This window comes from Paraburkholderia agricolaris (assembly GCF_009455635.1).
GTDB lineage: Bacteria > Pseudomonadota > Gammaproteobacteria > Burkholderiales > Burkholderiaceae > Paraburkholderia > Paraburkholderia agricolaris.
In genome coordinates this window covers 689871-706943 of record NZ_QPER01000002.1, presented here as the reverse complement: position 1 = coordinate 706943, position 17073 = coordinate 689871, and the positions used below count along the sequence as shown (strand labels likewise).

Below are 17073 nucleotides of genomic sequence, written 5' to 3'. Positions count from 1 at the left end.
CTTCGCATTACGCGAATCGAAAGTGTGCGATCCGCCACCGCGGCGTCGCCTGCCGATCGAGATTAACCTGTATTGCCAAAGCGATTCTGACGCGCGAATCTTGAGAGGGATATCGGGCAATCACTTGTGTGTCGGCGCTTCAGTTGGTGCACTCTTGCCACCTCGCACGGTCGGTCATATGGCGCGTGGGATCCACGGGCGGGTTGCACTAAACGCACCGCGCGGCGTGAACAGGACAGGCAGACGGAGCACGCCATGAGCCAATTTGACGCGGAAGCGCTTTCGACGTTGATTCAGCTGATCTACGCTGCGTCGACGGACCCATCGAAATGGCGCCGCTTTCTCGACCGATTCGCGACAACGGTGGGTGCCGAAGGCACGGTACTCTTCATGCACGATTTCAGCGATTCGACGGTCGTGCAGCAGGACGGCGAAACCGCGCTGATGGAGACTGTGCGCTGCGATCCTGCCTTCATCGCGTCCTACGGCACCTACTTCGCGCGGTGCAATGTCTGGGCCGAGGCGGAGGATAAAATGCCGCCCGGCCGGGCGATCACGTCGGAAATGCTTGTGCCATTCTCGGCGCTGCAGCGTAGTGAGTTCTATGGCGACTGGCTGCGGCCGCAGAGCCTCGCTCACGCGCTCGGCGGCGTGGTGTCAAAGACGGGTAGCCAGGCAATCAAATTCTCTGCGATGCGCTCACGGCATGCGGGCGTGTTTGGCGACGACGCGCTGCGGCTCTATGCGGCCCTGTTGCCGCACCTGTGTCAGGCATTCGAAATCCATAAGCAGTTCCGCGCATTGCGCACCGCAAACGCGGGGCAAAGGCACGCGCTCGACGCGATGCCGATGGCGGTCTGGATGTGCGGTGCCGATTGCAAAGTACTCTCAGCGAACCTCGCTGCGCGCGCGATGACCGATGCGCAGCGTGGGCTCCGCGTCAATGTGGCCGGGCACTTACATGCGCAACTACCGGAAGATGACGAGAAATTGCAGCGCGCGCTCGCACTGGCTGCAGGCGTGCGTGAACAACAACCGCGCATCGGTACTGCGCTCGGTCTTGCACGGCTGTGCTCAGTGACTCGGATTTCGGCGATGGTGACGCCCGTTCACGAGGCGACGATGGATATCGATGAGGAAACGGCGGTGGTGGTATTCGCGTCGGATCCAGACGACGGTTTGCGCACACCAGAAGAATTGCTCTGCAAGATCTACGGGCTGACCCGTCACCAGGCGAGGCTTGCAGGCTGGCTGATGCGCGGCGAGGATCTCAAGGCATATGCGCAAACATACGAAGTCGCCTACGAGACAGCGCGCGCGCATCTGAAACAGGTGTTCGCAAAAACCGGCGTGAATCGACAGGCGGACCTGATCCGCTTGCTGCTATCGAGCGCGGCGCTGATGATCCGCTCCGAGGCAGCGTCCTGGCGCGTGCCGGAGCAGATTGGCTAGTGTGGTAGACGACATATCGCGCCGACCGAGCGGCCGACTAATGGACGTGTTCGATGTTCTCAAGGTCTTCCTGAAATTGGGTCTGACGTCATTTGGCGGGCCGATCGCTCAGCTGGTGATCGCACTCGGGGCGCTGCTCGGCAATCGTCATCGCTTTTCAAAGGGTGCGGGTAAGCGCTCTGTGTCACGCGCGGGCAAAAAAGCGTGAAGGGGCGCTACGCGCGCTGTGTACGATTCCCGCCCCCCCTCAGTACGGCTAATGGCGCAGTGCGACACGTCCTCATCTAGTCAGATACCCGGTCACGAGCCGCGCCGTCTCCTCGACGAGCGCCTCCATCGCTTCGTCCGAAAGCATCTGGGAATAGTGCAGCACAGCGTTGTGCGTCAACGCCTCAATGGCCGTCACGCATACAAATGATGCGAGCCCCAGGTCGTCGATACACAGTTCGTCGCGATGCCTCTCCAGATAAGTACTGAACAGCGTGAAGTTCTCACGGTTGAACGTTTCCAGCTTCTCGAGCTTACCCACGCGCGGAATCTGCTCAGCGAGCACGCGATGCAGCTTGGGATCGACACGGTGAGCCTTTACCGCAACCGCGACGAGTTTGTGCACCGCCTTGTCGACCGATTCGGTCAAAACCCCCGCCAGCTCGCGCCGGACCAATTGCGTGATCTCCTGTTGGTGGCGCTCGATGACGGCGGCAACGAGGGCCTCCTTGGTGGGGAAATATTGATAAAGCGAACCAACGCTTACTCCCGCCACTGCTGCGATGCGGTTGGTGCTGGCCTTGTCGAATCCTTCCTTGACGAGAATGCGAGCAGTCGCTTCAATCAGCGCGTCGACCGTCGCGCGCGATCGCCGCTGAGTGGCGACTTTCCTGGGTTTTACGAGCGGTCTGCGTGCCATTTTCCCATGTCGCCAATGCGAGTATGAAAAGCGAATGATAGCTCGTACATTACCCAGCATGGAAATGCAAGGCAGCACCTTGCGCGACGCGCGCGACGCGCAAAACTCTTAGGGAGGCACGACATGCACGACACGTTGCAACACCTGTTTCGATACAAGGCCTGGGCGAATGACGAACTGCTGACCGCGCTAGCCAGACTTGGGGCCTTGCGTCGACTCATCCTTACCCGACTGGCCATCAAAGCCCTGAGCCACAGCTATGTAGTCGACCGGATCTTCGCCGCGCATCTGCAGCGAAAGGCTCCTCCCTATACGTCGGCCAACCTGAGCGAGTTGCCAACACTGGACGATCTGGCTGCAGACATCAGGACGTCCGATCAGGAATACATCACGTACGTGTCCGGGCTTGATCGCGGCGCCCTTGCGGAACGGATCGATTTCGTTTTCACCGATGGCGCCCCAGGCTGCATGTCCCGGGAGGAAATGCTCATGCACGTCATCAACCACGGCACTGGCCACCGCGGCCAGGTCAGCGCCCTGATGCTGCTCAACGCCGTTTCACCGGCCAGAGACGGGTTCACAACCTATTTGCATGAAGCGGAGGCGTCGACGAGAGGGCGAGGCTGACGCGTGGACGGGCACCCAGTCGCGGCAATTACGTGACGCGGCGATGCAACGTTCAACATCGTGAATTGAATGGACGCTTCCTTAGTGGAACCGACGCCTGATTGTCCGGGCGACCGGGCGGGCGAATGCCGCTTCATTGTCAGACTGAGTCCGATGATGATCAGCTCAGAACGACCCACAACGGACACCTGGAATTTCTGAAACCGTACATTCAAGTCTATCCCGTTGTACAAGCCTATTCCCGAATGTTCCGCTTGAACTCGTCATACATCGCCCATTGTGCGTCTTCGCCAATGTGGATGTTGACGGGAAGCTTTGGGCGGCCCGCCAGCGCCTGGTTGAGTCGGGTCATAAATTCGGTCTCAGAGGCCACGTAGTATGTCCATTCCCTCAAGTTTTCTCCGGTAGAAACGAGAGCGAGGATTGCAAACCCATCCTCTTCAACAACTAAACTCAGTGCATCTTCCGTGGCGTCCATCCGCTCTCGCACGTCGATGGCTGGCATTCCAGTTTCAGAATCGTATTCCCAAACAATGATGACTCGGATGGGATAATCGAGGCGATCGAAATTTTCGTCGAAATCTTTGATATACCGAAAGATGGTCACGCGACCATTGGTTGCGTTTCTTGATGTTCCCGTCGCCCACCCGGTCCGCATCACGTCGTTATTCATCAACCCTCCCAGCTCTCAATGTCTTCAATCGTCATTTACGGTTTTGCAAGAAAAACCTGCACCCCTCAGTTTCATCGTTTTATCCTCTGACGAGGACTGATTGTCGACGGCCTAAGTCGTAATGTCGAGGGTTCAAGTGGCCGTCCGGTGGCGTACATGCAGTTATCCGTTTGACCGAAACCACATGGTACCTAACGCGCACCGTAAACATAGAACCATTCTTGTCGGATTGTCGACGACTCAGGTAGCGATGTCGAATGTCCGCAGTTGGCCGGTCGAGAACCGACGATGCCGTGGGGTCCGCACCGCCTGTCGCCCGGCGCGCGGACGGCAGTCTTCGACCCCTCTCGGTCAGTGGAATTGAGACCCTTTGATGGCGGGTTTAAAGTTAACAAGGGACGCTCAGCCGGTAGGTTGTCTACATGCTAGTGTCCCTCCAGCATGACCTCAATTCGCTCCTTTCCTCGACCCGTATTTTTGCGTTTGAGTTTCACTGCACCAATCTCGTGAGTCGATTTTGGATGCGTGCCTCCACAGGCCATCATCGCAAAGCCATCAACTTTCCAGTATCTTCGCTGTGTTTGGACATCGCTGAAATCTGTGAGGATAGGGAGATCGCGTGTCGTCAAATCTGCTGCCGCTGATTCAATCTCCGGAAACAACGGCGCGAGGCTGACATCGCTCGCGAAATCGATGCGCGCCTTATCTTGTGCGATGTGGGCGCCGATACGCTCGATGCCCGGGCGCAGCCGATATACCAACTGCAAGACCATTTCTGCGGCAAAGTGCAGGCGCATCAGTCGATACCGCCTCTCCCAGTCAATGCGCCATGTGACGCAGTCCCCCACGCTTAGTGAATGGTCGTGCGGCAAGGTATAAACGATTTCCAGGCCAAGCTTTTCAGCCTTGATAACCGGGTATCCGGCAAGTGAACCGCGATCGCTTTCCTGGCCGCCAGAGAAGGCAAAAAATATCGTCGCCTCGACCTGCACCTGCTCACCGTCCACTTGACTGACGATTGTGTCCAGCGCTGTTTGGTAAGGTTCGTCCCAGAATACTTTTCGTGTCACCATCCGACCGGTCCTGTTTTTTCCAGAAAAGGAGGATACGGTAATCGAGCCGAACTTGGGTGGCTTGTACGATCTTGCGATCTGCGGCCCTTCCTCATAGCAACATCGCCTGCGTGGTGTTCGGCTGGCTGGAAATTTGCGAAATCACGAGGGGCCGCTTTTGCAGTCTAAGCGACCAGTGCATGCCACTTCTCCGGGACCAGCGCATGACCGTTCCTGGCCGATTGCGCCAGTTCGACGATCGTCCCCGGACCGGACATTTGGATCCTCGGCGGCTCCTTATCTGCGGTTTCTGCGAACGTGTACTACCGGCCACAGGGCGACGGTCAGAACGTCGCGTTGAACGGCTGGCACGCTGGATAAATCAGCCGTTCGATCGGGATTACGCCGTGCATGCCTATTTTGTGTGAGTTGTGTGATCCTCGAATGCGGCGACAATCTGCTCAATCATCGCTGTGATGCGCGCGGTGTGCCGCAGGTCTTGATGCGTGACGAGCCAGATTTCGTAGACCGCCCCACGGGCAGGTTCAGGCCATATCTGCACCAGCCCGTCGTGTTCAGCCAGATGTACCGGCAACTCACCAATGCCCAGACCCGCCTTTACCGCGCTGCGCAGCATCAGGCTGGTATTGAAGGTCGATACGATGCGCCCCGCGTGTATCGGTTCGCCAGCTAGAGTCGCTGAACGATTGCCAGTCCAGTTTCCCTGATAGACGACGAGATCGTGCCCCGCGAAGGCGGAACCAGCAGCGGGCTTGCCGTGCTGCTCGATGTAGGCATTCGAGGCAAAGAGCGCCATGGGCCAGCGGGCGAGACGCCGCGCGACAAGATCTGGGTTATCCGGCCTCACTGATCGGACCGCAATATCAGCTTCACGCTTTGCCAGATTAAGCATGCGCGTCGAGGTGTCCAGCAGGACGCGCACTTCGGGATGCGCAGCGTGTAGCCGTTCGATAGCGGGAAGCAGGAATTCGAGCGCGATCGAGTCGGTGCTGGTGACTCTCACGTCTCCGGCAAGCCGTGTATCCGTGCCTTGGGTTCGTCTGACGAGTTCGTGCGCGGCGTGTTCCATTTTCTCCGCCGATTTCAGCGCGGCCTCGCCGGCAGTGGTCAACGCATAGCCGTCGGAGGTCCTCAGGAAGAGCGTTGCACGCAGCGCGTGCTCCAGCGCCGCAATTCTTCTGCCGACCGTTGCCTGATCAAGATTGAGCGTCCTGGACGCTCCACGGAGCGTTTTTTCCCGCTCCACCGCGAGAAACACTCGCGCGTCATCCCAGTTCATCGCCGCCTCCTGATGCAAATTCGCATCGCACGATGTGAATAATGCTGCGCGAATTCATCAATGTCGAGACCTATACTGACTTCAAGAGTTCCTCGTTCACTGATCCGCCCGGATCAAGCGAGCCTCATCCATATAAGGGGTGGTATTCATGTCTGCTTCAACTTTTCACGTACCGTCGTCGATGACGGCCATCGAGATCAAGCAGCCCGGCGGCCCGGAGGTCCTGGTGCCGACGACGCGCCCGGTGCCGGTGCCGGCTGGCGACGAGGTGCTGATTCGCATCCACGCAGCAGCCGTCAACGGTCCGGACGTGTTTCAGCGCAAGGGGCTGTATGATCCGCCCCCCGGCGCTTCGGACATTCCAGGGCTTGAAGTGGCGGGCCAAGTAGTTGCTGTTGGCGCAGACGTGACTCAATTCCGCATCGGCGAACTGGTGTGTGCATTGATTCCAGGCGGGGGCTATGCAGAGTACGCAGTCGCGCACGCCTGCAATACCATGCGTATCCCCAAAGGCCTGACGCTGGTAGAAGCGGCGGCCATGCCGGAGACGTTTATGACGGTATGGCTTAACCTGTTCCAGCGCGGCAAGCTGGCTGCCGGCGAATCGCTCTTGATCCACGGCGGCGCGTCAGGTATCGGTACAACGGCGACCATGCTGGCGAAGGCGTTTGGGGCTGCGAAAATCATCACGACCGTGGGCTCGCAGGCGCATCGGGAGGCCAGCCTCGCACTGGGCGCAGACGTCGCCATCGACTACCGCGAGAACGACTTCGTCGCCGAAACGAAGCGGTCTACCGATGAGCGAGGCGTCGACGTGATCCTCGACATCATTGCCGGGGACTACGTGGGCAGAAACTATGAAGCCGCTGCCATGGACGGACGGATCGTCCAGGTGGGTGTGATCAAGGGGCCGGCGAAAGATCTCAACATCGTGCCGATGTTGACTAAACGTCTGACGCATATGGGCTCGACATTGCGGTCGCGCACAGCCGCGGATAAGGCGACCATCATCAACGAACTGGAGCGGCAGGTCTGGCCGCTTATCGAGAGCGGCAAAATCAAGCCAGTCGTCTACAAGACCTTTGCGCTTGCCGATGCTTGCGGCGCGCATGAGCTGATCGATTCCGGCACGCACTTTGGAAAGATCGTCCTCACGACAGGTGCCGACCTCATTGGCTAAGGCCTCGATCACCGGCGAAGAGGAGGCGCCAAGCCCTTTGCCGGTTTCGCCATGGGCACCGTCAAAGAATTGGTTTCAAAGGCCGCCAACTGTCGTCGCACACTTTGCGACCTTCGACCGTAGATGCTTCGAAAGCGGACGGAGATGAATCGTGTCTGGATGACCGAGACGGGTCGACAAGCGAAGTGCGCGTCGAGGTTGGCAGGCGACTGACGAGCGCGGGCCGAACTTCCGGGTTCGGCCAGGACGGGACGCTCGACAAAGGCGGCGCGAGTGGCCGAAGACCAACCTGAAGCGGTCGTTCTTATCGGCGCAACCTTAGCGATGGGTGTGTGGAGAGTGGACTCGATGTAGCGGGATGTCGACCTGAGCCCGTCGACGGAGACACACGCAAAGTCCCAACTCTGCGGTCCACGATACTGGACATTCGTTGAGGTCGTCATAACGCCTGATTATTCAACTCGTGGGCTCTTCCTTGATATCGGTTTGTGGTGGCGGATTTGCAATGGAAATGATGAATGGTCGTGCTGCGGGATTCGGCTGCGCCTGGCATTCAGTCACTACTATCTTTGCAGTCAATTCTTCGCGCTTGGGCAACTTGCGATAGACCAGATTGCCGCCGCGCGCGCTGATGACCGACTCCGGCACGACGCCAAGGCCGACGCCTGCTTCGACTAGCGTTAGTAACGTCGGTAATACGCTATCCTGGAGAAAAGAAGGGACTACGCGGGCAATCGAGAAGGCCGAGTGAATGAGATTCCGGAAGTAGGGCGACGCATCGGCTCGGTATCCGACGAGTGGATAGCTAGCGAGCTCTGCCAGATCGACACTGGATTTTGTCGTCAACGGGTGATCAGATCGCATCGCCACATACATCGGCTCACGATAGATCACTTCGACGCGCATGTCTGCGTCCACTGCGGTGGGCCGCATAAGCGCGACGTCGATCGTTCTCAGTCTCAGCGCACTCTGCATCTCGATGGAGTTCAGTTCATGCAGGTCCAGTTCAATTCCTGGGTTCGCCAGCCGGTACTGATGTAGCGCCTCCGCGAGCGGAGAACACGCTGCCGTAGGTGTCAGCCCGACCGATAGCCTACCCGTTTCTCCGCGTGCCGCCTGCCTGACACGGCGCACCATGCGCTCCATGTCCCTCAGAAGCTCCCGCGCATGCTCGAGCATCACGACGCCCGCCGGTGTCAGTTGGACCGAACGCGTGGTGCGGGTGAACAACTCCGCATCGACCGTTTCTTCGAGCCGTCTGATCTGGTGGCTCAGCGCCGGCTGGCTCATGAAAAGGCGCTCTGCCGCCCTCGCGAAATGCAATTCCTCGGCCGCTACGCAGAATGTCGCGACCAGTTTCGCGTCGACGCTGGCCGCCATTAATTCAGATTTCGACATAAATGTCTGTTAATTATGAATTGGACTATGAATAATCCGTTATATACGCTTCGGGACAGCATCACAAGAGGTGGTGCGAGATAACCCAGGAACGGAAAGATGGAAGGTGAAATCCGACAATTAGGCGTGCGCGAGATCGCCGGGCAGGTTCGACGAAAAGAGAGACCGAAAGACTACTTTGTTCGCCGATCGTTGGCGTCAATCGAAGCGCTGGATTCGCAAATACGTGCGTGGGCTTGCATCGCACCACGTGCGGACACAATCGAAGCAGCAAGTGCAGTAGATACAGCAGCACCGCTCGCCGGCGTGCCTATCGGCGTCAAGGACGTGCTTCATGTTGCCGGCATGCCAACCGCGTACGGCGCACAGCTTTTCGCGCGTCGCGCCGAAGAGTTTGATGCTGCATGCGTGGGCATGTTGCGTGCCGCAGGAGCAGTGCCGATCGGTAAGACCGTCACAGCCGAATTTGCCTATAAACACCCGGGACCGACGCGTAATCCCCACGACCTCCGGCGCACGCCGGGTGGCTCTTCTAGCGGCTCGGCTGCAGCGGTTGCTGCCGGCATGGTACCCGTGACTATCGGCACGCAGACAGGCGGTTCCATAATCCGGCCCGCGGCGTTCTGCGGCGTGGCGGGTTTCAAACCTTCATTCGGTGCTGTACCGCGAGACGGCATGAAGGTGTCGTGCGAATCGCTGGATGTGGTCGGATGGTACGGAACGTCGGTCAGCGATATTGGTGCCATTGCTGACGTGCTGCTGTCCGACGAGCGCGTGTTGCAATCGCCGGCGAGACGTCCGCGAGTCGCAGTGATGTACGGCACCTCGCTGCATGCTCTGGATGCAGACGCGAGAGAGGTACTCGCGATGGCCGAACGTGCGCTGGTAGATCACGGCGCAACCTGTATGCAGATTGCCTTTCCACGGGAATTCGCGCTGCTGGTGGAAGCACATCGAACCATCATGCAGTACGAGTTCGCACGCAGCCTGGCGTCAGTCGCGAGAGTAGTACGCAGCGGGCTCAGTGAGGTATTGCTGGCTTGTGTTCGGCAGGGTCTTGCGATCTCACGCAGCCAATATCGTGGGATGAAGGACGTTCAGTCCTCGCTAAGAGATACATGGAATTTCCACTTCGGCGACGCCGATCTGATTCTCGCTCCTAGCGTGCCCGGTGAAGCGCCGCTGGGACTTGCGGCTACGGGGTCCTCTGCATTCAACGTAGTCTGGTCGGTGCTCGGATGGCCATGTCTGCATATTCCCTTTGGGCGGTCCCGTCATGGTTTGCCTCTCGGTATTCAGTTGGTAGGCAAGTGGAACGGAGACGCTGAACTACTTGGTTGGGGCAGTTGGGTCGAAAGCCTTCGTCGAGATCAAGGCGCAACGATAAGCAGCGAATCGCGCATGGCTTCATGCGTCATCCGATGAATTTTTAAAGCAGAACTCGGCTCGACGCATCGCCGTGTTTGCGAGACTGCAATTACAAAACCAAATCCGGGTGACGATCACCCTATAAGCGGCGCGCTGTCAAAGCGCCAGGAGGAGCATTGATGTATGCAATATCGTCTCAGACAGTGACGGAGGCACAGGTGACGCCTGGTCACACGTCCGAATCCGCTTCGGGGATCAGCCGACGTCTCGATCAGCTTCCTGCCACGCGGCCCGTGTGGATGCTGGTGCTGTTGGTATCGATCGGAGGTTGGTTCGAGTTTTACGACCTTTTCATGACGGCATACGTCGGACCAGGTCTGGTCAAGAGCGGAATGTATTCGGTGACTACAGCGTCGTTTTTCGGTTTCAGCGGGCTGGGCGCGTTCGTGGCGGCATCATTTGCAGGTTTGTTCATCGGCACATTTCTGTTGACCGGTCTTGCCGATCGGTTCGGGCGCAGGACCGTATTTACAGCTTCGTTGCTATGGTATTCGGTAGCGACGCTTGTCATGGCGTTTCAGGATTCCGCCCAGGCGATCAACATCTGGCGACTCATCGCGGGAATCGGCGTCGGTGTGGAGCTAGTCGTGATCGATACCTATGTAAGTGAGCTGGTCCCGGCGCACTTTCGTGGAAGGGCATTTGCGTTCGTCCACCTCGTGCAGTACACGGCAGTTCCCTCGGTCGCGTTTTTCGCGTGGTGGTTCGAACAGCATCCTGTCGGCGGCATCGCGAGCTGGCGTTTGACCGCTGGACTCGGTGCGTTGGGCGCTATCGCCGTCTGGGCGATTCGTCGTCGGGTTCCGGAAAGTCCCCGTTGGCTCGCGCAGCACGGGAGGCTTGCGGAGGCCGGACAGATTCTCGATGCGCTCGAAGCGAAAATTGGCATACCGGTGAAGGACAGTGGAAATGAGTCTGGTGCGCACATCGAATCCGTGCAGAAACCGGCGCGTTTCAGCGAGATCTGGCAGCCGCCATACCTTAGAAGAACGCTTGTCCTGCTGACGTTTCACCTGATCCAGTCGATCGGCTTCTATGGTTTCGCTTCATGGGTGCCGACATTGCTAGTGGCCAAAGGCATCACGGTAACCCATAGCCTGCTGTACTCGTTCATCATCGCATTCGCCAATCCTATCGGGCCGCTGATTGGACTCGCCATTGCGGACCGGATAGAACGCAAGACTTTGATTGTCTTGTCGGCAGCGGGCGTTGCACTGTTCGGTGGGATGTGTGCGGTCGTGCAGTCCGGTGTTTTTCTGATCGCGCTCGGCGTGCTGCTGACGCTCTGCAATACGCTGCTGTCGGCGGGCTATCATGCGTATCAGGCCGAACTCTACCCCACCCGCATCAGAGCTCGCGCAGTGGGCTTCGTCTATTCCCTGTCGCGGTTGTCCGCGATGTTCTCCGGCTTCTTTATCGCTTTCACGCTTCGCAGTTTTGGCACGTCCGGCGTCTTCGCCCTGATCACGGCCGTCATGATTGTCGTGATGATTACCATCGGCGTGTTTGGTCCGAAGACCAATCGACGGAGCCTCGACTTCGTGTCTCGCTGAAGTGACTAGGCGTCAGTCCAGGAACCGATCGCCATTCTCGAAAAGTTCCCCGAGGGCAAGGATGGAGCGGTGTCGAATCCGCGATATCGAGTTGCGTCCCCCCGCCCGATTGACTCAGACCGACTGCTTTCCATCACAGTTGTGGCATTCGCGAACACCAGTTGAAGGACCGGAACGGGTCGAAGACTGCCGTCCGCGCGTCGGGCGACAGGCGGTGCGGGCCCGACGGCATCGTCGGTCCTCGACCGGCCAGTTTCGGCCACTCGCCAAAGGCATGCAATGGTCACTCGAACAGCTGGTCCGCTCGGAATCCTGCCCGATGCCCGACACGCACATGTCGGCCGACGCGGGCTCCGTCGCGGAGCCTGCATGGTTTATAAAGTGGCAGGCAGGCTCAAGTCTGGTTGCCCCACAGATCGTCAATCGCACGTATCGCTAGCAAATATCCGTTCGCACCAGCTCCGCAGATCACCGCTGTGGCTGCCACCGAGATCGTCGAGTGGCGATATTCTTCGGAACGCCGGTGGATGTTGGTGATATGCAATTCCACTACCGGCCGGCGGACGAGCTTGACTGCGTCGAGCACCGGAATCCGGCCGAACGAAAAACCGGCGGGATTGATGATCAGCGCTGCGTCCTGCAGGAACGCTTCCTGGATCCAGTCGATCAGCTCGCTTTCGCTGTTGGTCTGACGGAATACGCAGTCGAACTTGAGCGTGTCGGCCAGCGTCAGGCAGTTCTCTTCGATGTCCTTGAGCGTGGTGGTGCCGTAAATGTGCGGCTCCCTTGCGCCCAGCATGTTCAGATTGGAGCCATTGAGGATGTAGAGTTTGCGAGTCATGGTGTCAATGTGTAGAAGAACATTCCAGGGACGTGCCTTTGGTTTCACGGGATATTGCGATCATCAGGAAGGAGATCAGGTTCAGCGAGCCGCAAACCGCTACGATGGCCCATGGAGAACCGTTAAAGGCATTGAGCAGCGCCACGGCGACGATCGGCATCGGGCCGCCGGTGAGCAGGTTGGCTCCCGAGTACGACAGTGCGGACCCCGTGTAGCGCGCCTCGGTCGGAAAGGACTCAGCGAACCAGACCGGCTGGATGCCACTCTGGAACTGTGTGAAACCGAGGAATGCGCCCATCACGGCCATGGTCATGGCGATTGAGTTCTGGTTGAGAATCGGGAAGTAGATCAGGCAGCAGATCAACGTGCAGAACGAGCCGATCATCAGCGCACGTTTGCGTCCGATCCGATCGCTCAGATAGCCGCCCGCCAGCGCCCCCACGATGGCACAGACATTCGCAACCATTAGCAGCATGAAGCCCGTCTGCTTGGGTACGCCGAGGTGTTTCGTCAGGTAGCTGAGCGAGAAAACGACGATCAGATAAAACAGCGCGGCCGGGCCGCAGAAGAACAGCGTCAGGCGAAGCGCGGTGCGCCAGTGATATTTGAAGACTGTACCGAGTGGATTGGCGGCGCGTGTGGGAGCGCCAGTCTGCTTGAGCGCCTCGAATGCCGGTGTCTCGCTAACCTTCCTGCGGATGTAAATGCCCAGCAGCACCAGCACAAAGCTTGCGAGGAATGGGATTCGCCATCCCCAAGAATCGAAGTCCTCCGACGAAAGCAGTGCGGCCAAAGTAAAGAGCGAGAAATTGGCGAGAATCTGACTGAGTGGCGAGCAAATGCCAAGCAGCCCCGAATACCAACCACGGCGGTTAGCAGACGCATGCTCCACCGCCATCAGTTGCGCGCCCGTCGATTCGCCGCCGAGCGCAAAACCCTGAATGATGCGCAGCGACACCAGCAACGTCGGCGCGAGGATGCCAACCTGCTGGTAGGTGGGCAGCAACCCCATCAGGAACGATGACGCACCCATCACCGAAACGGTGATCAGCATCAGTTTGCGGCGTCCCCAACGGTCACCGAGCATCCCGCAGATCACCGCGCCAAGCGGGCGTGCGGCCAGCCCGGCCCAGAAGCTAGCCAGCGACGCGAGCAGCGAGGCGGTCGGGTCCAGCGACGGAAAAAATAGCTTTGGAAAGATCGTGGCTGCGACCACGCCATACAGTGCGAAGTCGAACCATTCGAGCGCTGTACCGACGGTTGCGCCTGCCACCGCCCGGCGCGCCATCAAGTGAGCCTGCGCGGACTGTTCTTGTGCGGCAAGATCTGAATCAGCGAAAAATAACATGTTGTCTCCTGAATTCCCGATATGTTGAAACGTTCGTTTCTGGCGACGAACCAGTGCTATTGTTTGCGCTGCAAAGACGGGCCGTTCCGCGCCGGAACTGCATTTCACACTGCGAAAATAGACGGGAAATGTCACTCAAAAACGGTCTGAGAATTCTCGATCTGCTGGCGTCGCAAGGCGAAGGCGTTGGCCTCGTAGCCATTGCGGATGCCTTGTCCCTGCCGCGCAGCACGTGCCACCGTCTGCTCGCCGAACTTGTTGAAAGCGGGTATGTCCGTCAACTGACCGATCACAGCCGGTACATCCTGACCATGCGCATGACGTCGAACGGACTCGAATTCCTGAGCCTCACGGGCATCGCGGATATCGCCCAGCCGATCATCGAGCGCGTCGCCGCGCAAACCGGTGAACTGGCGCGGCTGTCGCTGGTGGACGGTGAAGCGATTATCTGGGTGGGTAAGGCGGACGGGCATCGCATCGGCTTCCGCTACGACCCCGACATGGGCCAGGCCGCGCGACTTTCATGCACGTCGACCGGGCACGCGTGGCTGATGACGATGACCGACGAACAGGCGATCGCACTGGTTTTGAAGCAGGGCTTCGGACCGCCAAATGAGTTCGGACCCAATGCGCCGACGACAATCAAAGCGCTGCTGGGATTCCTGCACGCTGCTCGCATACGTGGTTACGCGATGATCGACGAGGTGTTTGCCCCGCGCATGTCAGCGATGGCGGTGCCTGTAATAAGTGGTTCGCGCTGCGTCGGCGTTATCAGCTTGGCCGGTCTGCGGGTGCGGCTGACTGCCGAGAAGATTCACGAGTACTCGGTACTGCTGCGCGGGGCAGCGAATGAGCTGGCTCAGTTGAGCAATATGGCGGGATTCCCCAGTCGGCCACCCCTCGGCAAGGGATGAAAAGGGACCGGACTCATGCCCTCCGGGCGGAGGACCTGGTCCGCTTTGACCGAACTGCTGTCTCCGATACGTCGGCGTGGATGACCGAACGTCTCTGGCAGCGGCCCTTGATCTGCCGACCGTACGGCTGGCAGCAACGGGTCGGAAGCTCCCACACGTTCGTGCCGCAAATCGCTATCGGCCAGACCCTTGATGCTTGCACCCATTGCCACCCACTCCGTTGCTCCGCGAGATTAACTAGTCTTTTTGCGCGACTTTGACGACGTCACGTCGTGCGCGATCTCGGAGAGCCGCTTGTCACCAAGCAATTGAAGTAACGTATTTTCCACTGAACCCAACACCTCATTGATGTGGCGATTTACCGCCGCTTCCACCGGACAAGTGTGATTGTCGTCGGCCAGGCAGATCACAAACGGCGCGGTATGTCCAATGGCCTCGTAGACATCTCTCACCGTAAGATCGTTGAGGTCACAGGCAAGCGCCCAGCCTCCGCCTGGACCACCAGTCGACTTTACGTACCCCGCTTCGCGTAGCGCAGCCATCGTTCGGCGGACAAAGACGGGGTTCGTATGCAGCATCAGCGCAATCGTCTCTGAGGTAGTCGCGCCTCCTCGAAGATGCATGTGGATGAGGACGTGCAGAAGTCGAGCCAATCGGGTATCGCGTTGCATATTCGGAAGCTTGGTAATGCGCAACTTTTGATGTTACGCTATCTCGGGATTCTTGTGTGCATACATCTCTGCCAGAGCAACCATGACCGCATACCGCCAAACCTTTGTTGAAGCCAACGGAATTCGCCTGCATGTCGCTGAACAGGGCGATGGCCCGTTGGTGCTCCTTTGTCACGGCTTTCCTGAGACCTCGCATGCCTGGCGCCATCAACTGGCGGCACTTGCGCACGCCGGCTTCCACGCAATAGCACCGGATCTGCGTGGCTACGGATCAAGCGAATGCCCAACGGCAATCGGACAGTACACGACGTTAGACGTTGTCGGTGACCTGGTGGCACTCGTTGACATTCTCGGAGAACGCGACGCAGTTGTTGTGGGAAACGATTGGGGGGCAACCATTGCCTGGCAAGCCGCGTTGCTTCGGCCTGACCGCTTTCGCGCTGTCGTTGCGCTTGGGGTGCCGATGATGGGCCGCGCGCCGATGACCCCGAGCCGGCTTTTTCCGCAGACCGACCAGACGAGGTTCTATACGCATTACTTTTCCGAACCTGGTTTGGCCGAAGCCGAACTTGAGCGTGACGTTGCCACGACATTGCGCAAGATCTATTACTCCGCATCAGGCGACGTCGGGGCCCGCGATGCGAATACGCCCAATCCATTCGGACTTGTGCCGCGCAGTGGTGGACTCCTTGACGCTCTGATTGATCCACCTTTGTTGCCCGCGTGGCTCACACCCACCGACCTCGACAAGTTTGTACAAGGATTCAGCATTTCTGGCTTTCGCGGTGGATTGAACTACTACCGCAACCTCGATCGCAACTGGGAAGTGCAATCGGCTTTCGAGGGCCTGCTCGTCGAGGTTCCCGCCCTGTACCTTGTCGGAGAGCGAGACACCGGTCTGGCAATGCCGGGCATGCACGAAATTATCGACGGCATGACCCAGATCGTGCCCAGGCTGTCGGCCTCGCGAATCGTTCCGCGAGCAGGGCATTGGCTGCAACAGGAGGCGCCGGATTTCGTCAACGCGGCATTGATTGAGTTTCTCCGCCATCTTTGATGTACACGGACGCGATCTGACACGGACGGTGAACGCGTGCCTGCCCGATCGGCAGATTGTCCTAATCTAGAAAGACCGTGTCGACGAGATGTGGGAAATGATCGGAGGAATTCATGGCGGTCCTCAAACGCAAGCAACGCGGGAAAGAGATAAGCGACAAGGCGACGTCGTGCGTCAAGAGCGGCGCGCCTGTGGTCAAGCGGCAGACCGGCGCGGGAAGAACGTTGGGCGGCTGGGGAATGCTTATAGTCGGTTCGTTGATCACCTGGGGTTGCGTTTCGGACAACGGCGCCAGGTACGGCAGCGACGCAGCGAATCAAGCCCAGTCGTGTCGCAAGGACGATCTGCAATGTCTCGGCGATCAAGGGAACGCTGCGGCCAGCATCTATTGCAAGGGTCCGATCGAGCGACTTGCGACGCGCACCGTCAGATGGACGGGCGGCCCCTACGAGGTGAAGTTCAGTCGCTTTCGCTGGAGCGATAGTCCGGGCGGCGCCATCACATACATTGGCGACAAGGCCGAGTTCCAGAATGACATCGGCGTCTATACACCGATCATTTACGAGTGTGGCCTTGCCAGTGACGGCAAAACGGTTCTCGCCGTCAGTGCGAGCGCAGGCAGATTGCCGCCCTGACGACGCCCCGATCCAACCGGAGAATTGTGAATCATCC

The 17073-nt window shown here is 58.8% G+C and carries 17 protein-coding genes; 9 read left to right on the top strand and 8 right to left on the bottom strand.

The genetic code is table 11. The features are described from left to right. Positions 1 to 255: 255 nt before the first annotated feature. Both GH665_RS24665 and GH665_RS24660 read left to right on the top strand, forming a co-directional pair. Positions 256 to 1452, top strand: a complete 1197-nt coding sequence (locus GH665_RS24665; protein ID WP_153139777.1) for a helix-turn-helix transcriptional regulator — start codon at positions 256 to 258, stop codon at positions 1450 to 1452. A 40-nt stretch (positions 1453 to 1492) separates the two neighbouring features. After that, positions 1493 to 1660, top strand: coding sequence for a hypothetical protein (locus GH665_RS24660; RefSeq protein ID WP_153139775.1), 168 nt, complete (start codon positions 1493 to 1495; stop codon positions 1658 to 1660). Between the two features lie 72 nt (positions 1661 to 1732). Here GH665_RS24660 and GH665_RS24655 read toward each other — a convergent pair whose 3' ends face one another. Next, positions 1733 to 2359, bottom strand: a complete 627-nt coding sequence (locus tag GH665_RS24655) for a TetR/AcrR family transcriptional regulator (protein WP_153139773.1) — start codon at positions 2357 to 2359, stop codon at positions 1733 to 1735. 123 nt (positions 2360 to 2482) lie between these two features. Here GH665_RS24655 and GH665_RS24650 point away from each other — a divergent pair, with 123 nt between their 5' ends. Then, positions 2483 to 2986 (top strand): DinB family protein, encoded by a 504-nt coding sequence (locus GH665_RS24650; protein WP_153139772.1) that lies wholly within the window; start codon positions 2483 to 2485, stop codon positions 2984 to 2986. A 235-nt stretch (positions 2987 to 3221) separates the two neighbouring features. On the opposite strand, the gene GH665_RS24645 is transcribed toward GH665_RS24650, so the two are convergent. From GH665_RS24645 to GH665_RS24635, 3 genes are all read right to left on the bottom strand, one after another. Continuing rightward, entirely contained in the window at positions 3222 to 3659 is a 438-nt protein-coding gene (locus GH665_RS24645; RefSeq protein WP_153139770.1) for a DUF695 domain-containing protein, read from the bottom strand. Between the two features lie 425 nt (positions 3660 to 4084). Next, positions 4085 to 4729: an alanyl-tRNA editing protein gene (locus GH665_RS24640; RefSeq protein WP_153142287.1), complete on the bottom strand. Its 645-nt coding sequence runs from the start codon at positions 4727 to 4729 to the stop codon at positions 4085 to 4087. A 397-nt stretch (positions 4730 to 5126) separates the two neighbouring features. Further along, positions 5127 to 6011, bottom strand: coding sequence for a LysR family transcriptional regulator (locus tag GH665_RS24635; protein ID WP_153139768.1), 885 nt, complete (start codon positions 6009 to 6011; stop codon positions 5127 to 5129). A gap of 148 nt (positions 6012 to 6159) precedes the next feature. On the opposite strand from GH665_RS24635, the gene GH665_RS24630 reads away from it, so the two are divergent. After that, positions 6160 to 7191 (top strand): NAD(P)H-quinone oxidoreductase, encoded by a 1032-nt coding sequence (locus tag GH665_RS24630; protein ID WP_153139766.1) that lies wholly within the window; start codon positions 6160 to 6162, stop codon positions 7189 to 7191. 456 nt (positions 7192 to 7647) lie between these two features. Here the strand turns inward: GH665_RS24630 and GH665_RS24625 are convergent, their stop codons facing one another. After that, on the bottom strand, positions 7648 to 8571 hold the full coding sequence (locus GH665_RS24625; RefSeq protein ID WP_246216360.1) for a LysR family transcriptional regulator: 924 nt from the start codon (positions 8569 to 8571) through the stop codon (positions 7648 to 7650). Between the two features lie 117 nt (positions 8572 to 8688). On the opposite strand from GH665_RS24625, the gene GH665_RS24620 reads away from it, so the two are divergent. After that, positions 8689 to 10014, top strand: coding sequence for an amidase (locus GH665_RS24620; protein ID WP_153139762.1), 1326 nt, complete (start codon positions 8689 to 8691; stop codon positions 10012 to 10014). 122 nt (positions 10015 to 10136) lie between these two features. After that, positions 10137 to 11570 (top strand): MFS transporter, encoded by a 1434-nt coding sequence (locus tag GH665_RS24615; protein ID WP_153139760.1) that lies wholly within the window; start codon positions 10137 to 10139, stop codon positions 11568 to 11570. 394 nt (positions 11571 to 11964) lie between these two features. Here GH665_RS24615 and GH665_RS24610 read toward each other — a convergent pair whose 3' ends face one another. Then, on the bottom strand, positions 11965 to 12411 hold the full coding sequence (locus tag GH665_RS24610) for a type II 3-dehydroquinate dehydratase (RefSeq protein ID WP_153139758.1): 447 nt from the start codon (positions 12409 to 12411) through the stop codon (positions 11965 to 11967). A 4-nt stretch (positions 12412 to 12415) separates the two neighbouring features. Next, entirely contained in the window at positions 12416 to 13699 is a 1284-nt protein-coding gene (locus GH665_RS24605) for an MFS transporter (RefSeq protein WP_153142286.1), read from the bottom strand. A 188-nt stretch (positions 13700 to 13887) separates the two neighbouring features. Between GH665_RS24605 and GH665_RS24600 the strand changes: the two genes are divergently transcribed. Further along, positions 13888 to 14673 (top strand): IclR family transcriptional regulator domain-containing protein, encoded by a 786-nt coding sequence (locus GH665_RS24600; RefSeq protein WP_153139756.1) that lies wholly within the window; start codon positions 13888 to 13890, stop codon positions 14671 to 14673. Positions 14674 to 14906: 233 nt separating this feature from the next. On the opposite strand, the gene GH665_RS24595 is transcribed toward GH665_RS24600, so the two are convergent. Then, the gene (locus tag GH665_RS24595) at positions 14907 to 15344 is read right to left on the bottom strand and encodes an RrF2 family transcriptional regulator (RefSeq protein WP_153139754.1); all 438 of its coding nucleotides are present in this window, start codon (positions 15342 to 15344) and stop codon (positions 14907 to 14909) included. Positions 15345 to 15426: 82 nt separating this feature from the next. Here GH665_RS24595 and GH665_RS24590 point away from each other — a divergent pair, with 82 nt between their 5' ends. Further along, positions 15427 to 16401 (top strand): alpha/beta fold hydrolase, encoded by a 975-nt coding sequence (locus GH665_RS24590; protein WP_153139752.1) that lies wholly within the window; start codon positions 15427 to 15429, stop codon positions 16399 to 16401. Positions 16402 to 16514: 113 nt separating this feature from the next. Then, the gene (locus GH665_RS24585; protein ID WP_153139750.1) at positions 16515 to 17036 is read left to right on the top strand and encodes a zinc ribbon domain-containing protein; all 522 of its coding nucleotides are present in this window, start codon (positions 16515 to 16517) and stop codon (positions 17034 to 17036) included. The last annotated feature ends 37 nt before the right edge of the window (positions 17037 to 17073 follow it).

Bases quoted from the DNA above. Each gene is read 5' to 3' on its own strand.
- GH665_RS24595 (WP_153139754.1), bottom strand. From the start codon at position 15,344: ATGCAACGCGATACCCGATTGGCTCGACTTCTGCACGTCCTCATCCAC.
- GH665_RS24605 (WP_153142286.1), bottom strand. From the start codon at position 13,699: ATGGCGCGCCGGGCGGTGGCAGGCGCAACCGTCGGTACAGCGCTCGAA.
- GH665_RS24625 (WP_246216360.1), bottom strand. From the start codon at position 8,571: ATGGCGGCCAGCGTCGACGCGAAACTGGTCGCGACATTCTGCGTAGCG.
- GH665_RS24600 (WP_153139756.1), top strand. From the start codon at position 13,888: ATGTCACTCAAAAACGGTCTGAGAATTCTCGATCTGCTGGCGTCGCAA.
- GH665_RS24620 (WP_153139762.1), top strand. From the start codon at position 8,689: ATGGAAGGTGAAATCCGACAATTAGGCGTGCGCGAGATCGCCGGGCAG.
- GH665_RS24650 (WP_153139772.1), top strand. From the start codon at position 2,483: ATGCACGACACGTTGCAACACCTGTTTCGATACAAGGCCTGGGCGAAT.
- GH665_RS24585 (WP_153139750.1), top strand. From the start codon at position 16,515: ATGGCGGTCCTCAAACGCAAGCAACGCGGGAAAGAGATAAGCGACAAG.
- GH665_RS24645 (WP_153139770.1), bottom strand. From the start codon at position 3,659: ATGAATAACGACGTGATGCGGACCGGGTGGGCGACGGGAACATCAAGA.
- GH665_RS24660 (WP_153139775.1), top strand. From the start codon at position 1,493: ATGGACGTGTTCGATGTTCTCAAGGTCTTCCTGAAATTGGGTCTGACG.
- GH665_RS24630 (WP_153139766.1), top strand. From the start codon at position 6,160: ATGTCTGCTTCAACTTTTCACGTACCGTCGTCGATGACGGCCATCGAG.
- GH665_RS24590 (WP_153139752.1), top strand. From the start codon at position 15,427: ATGACCGCATACCGCCAAACCTTTGTTGAAGCCAACGGAATTCGCCTG.
- GH665_RS24610 (WP_153139758.1), bottom strand. From the start codon at position 12,411: ATGACTCGCAAACTCTACATCCTCAATGGCTCCAATCTGAACATGCTG.
- GH665_RS24655 (WP_153139773.1), bottom strand. From the start codon at position 2,359: ATGGCACGCAGACCGCTCGTAAAACCCAGGAAAGTCGCCACTCAGCGG.
- GH665_RS24635 (WP_153139768.1), bottom strand. From the start codon at position 6,011: ATGAACTGGGATGACGCGCGAGTGTTTCTCGCGGTGGAGCGGGAAAAA.
- GH665_RS24615 (WP_153139760.1), top strand. From the start codon at position 10,137: ATGTATGCAATATCGTCTCAGACAGTGACGGAGGCACAGGTGACGCCT.
- GH665_RS24665 (WP_153139777.1), top strand. From the start codon at position 256: ATGAGCCAATTTGACGCGGAAGCGCTTTCGACGTTGATTCAGCTGATC.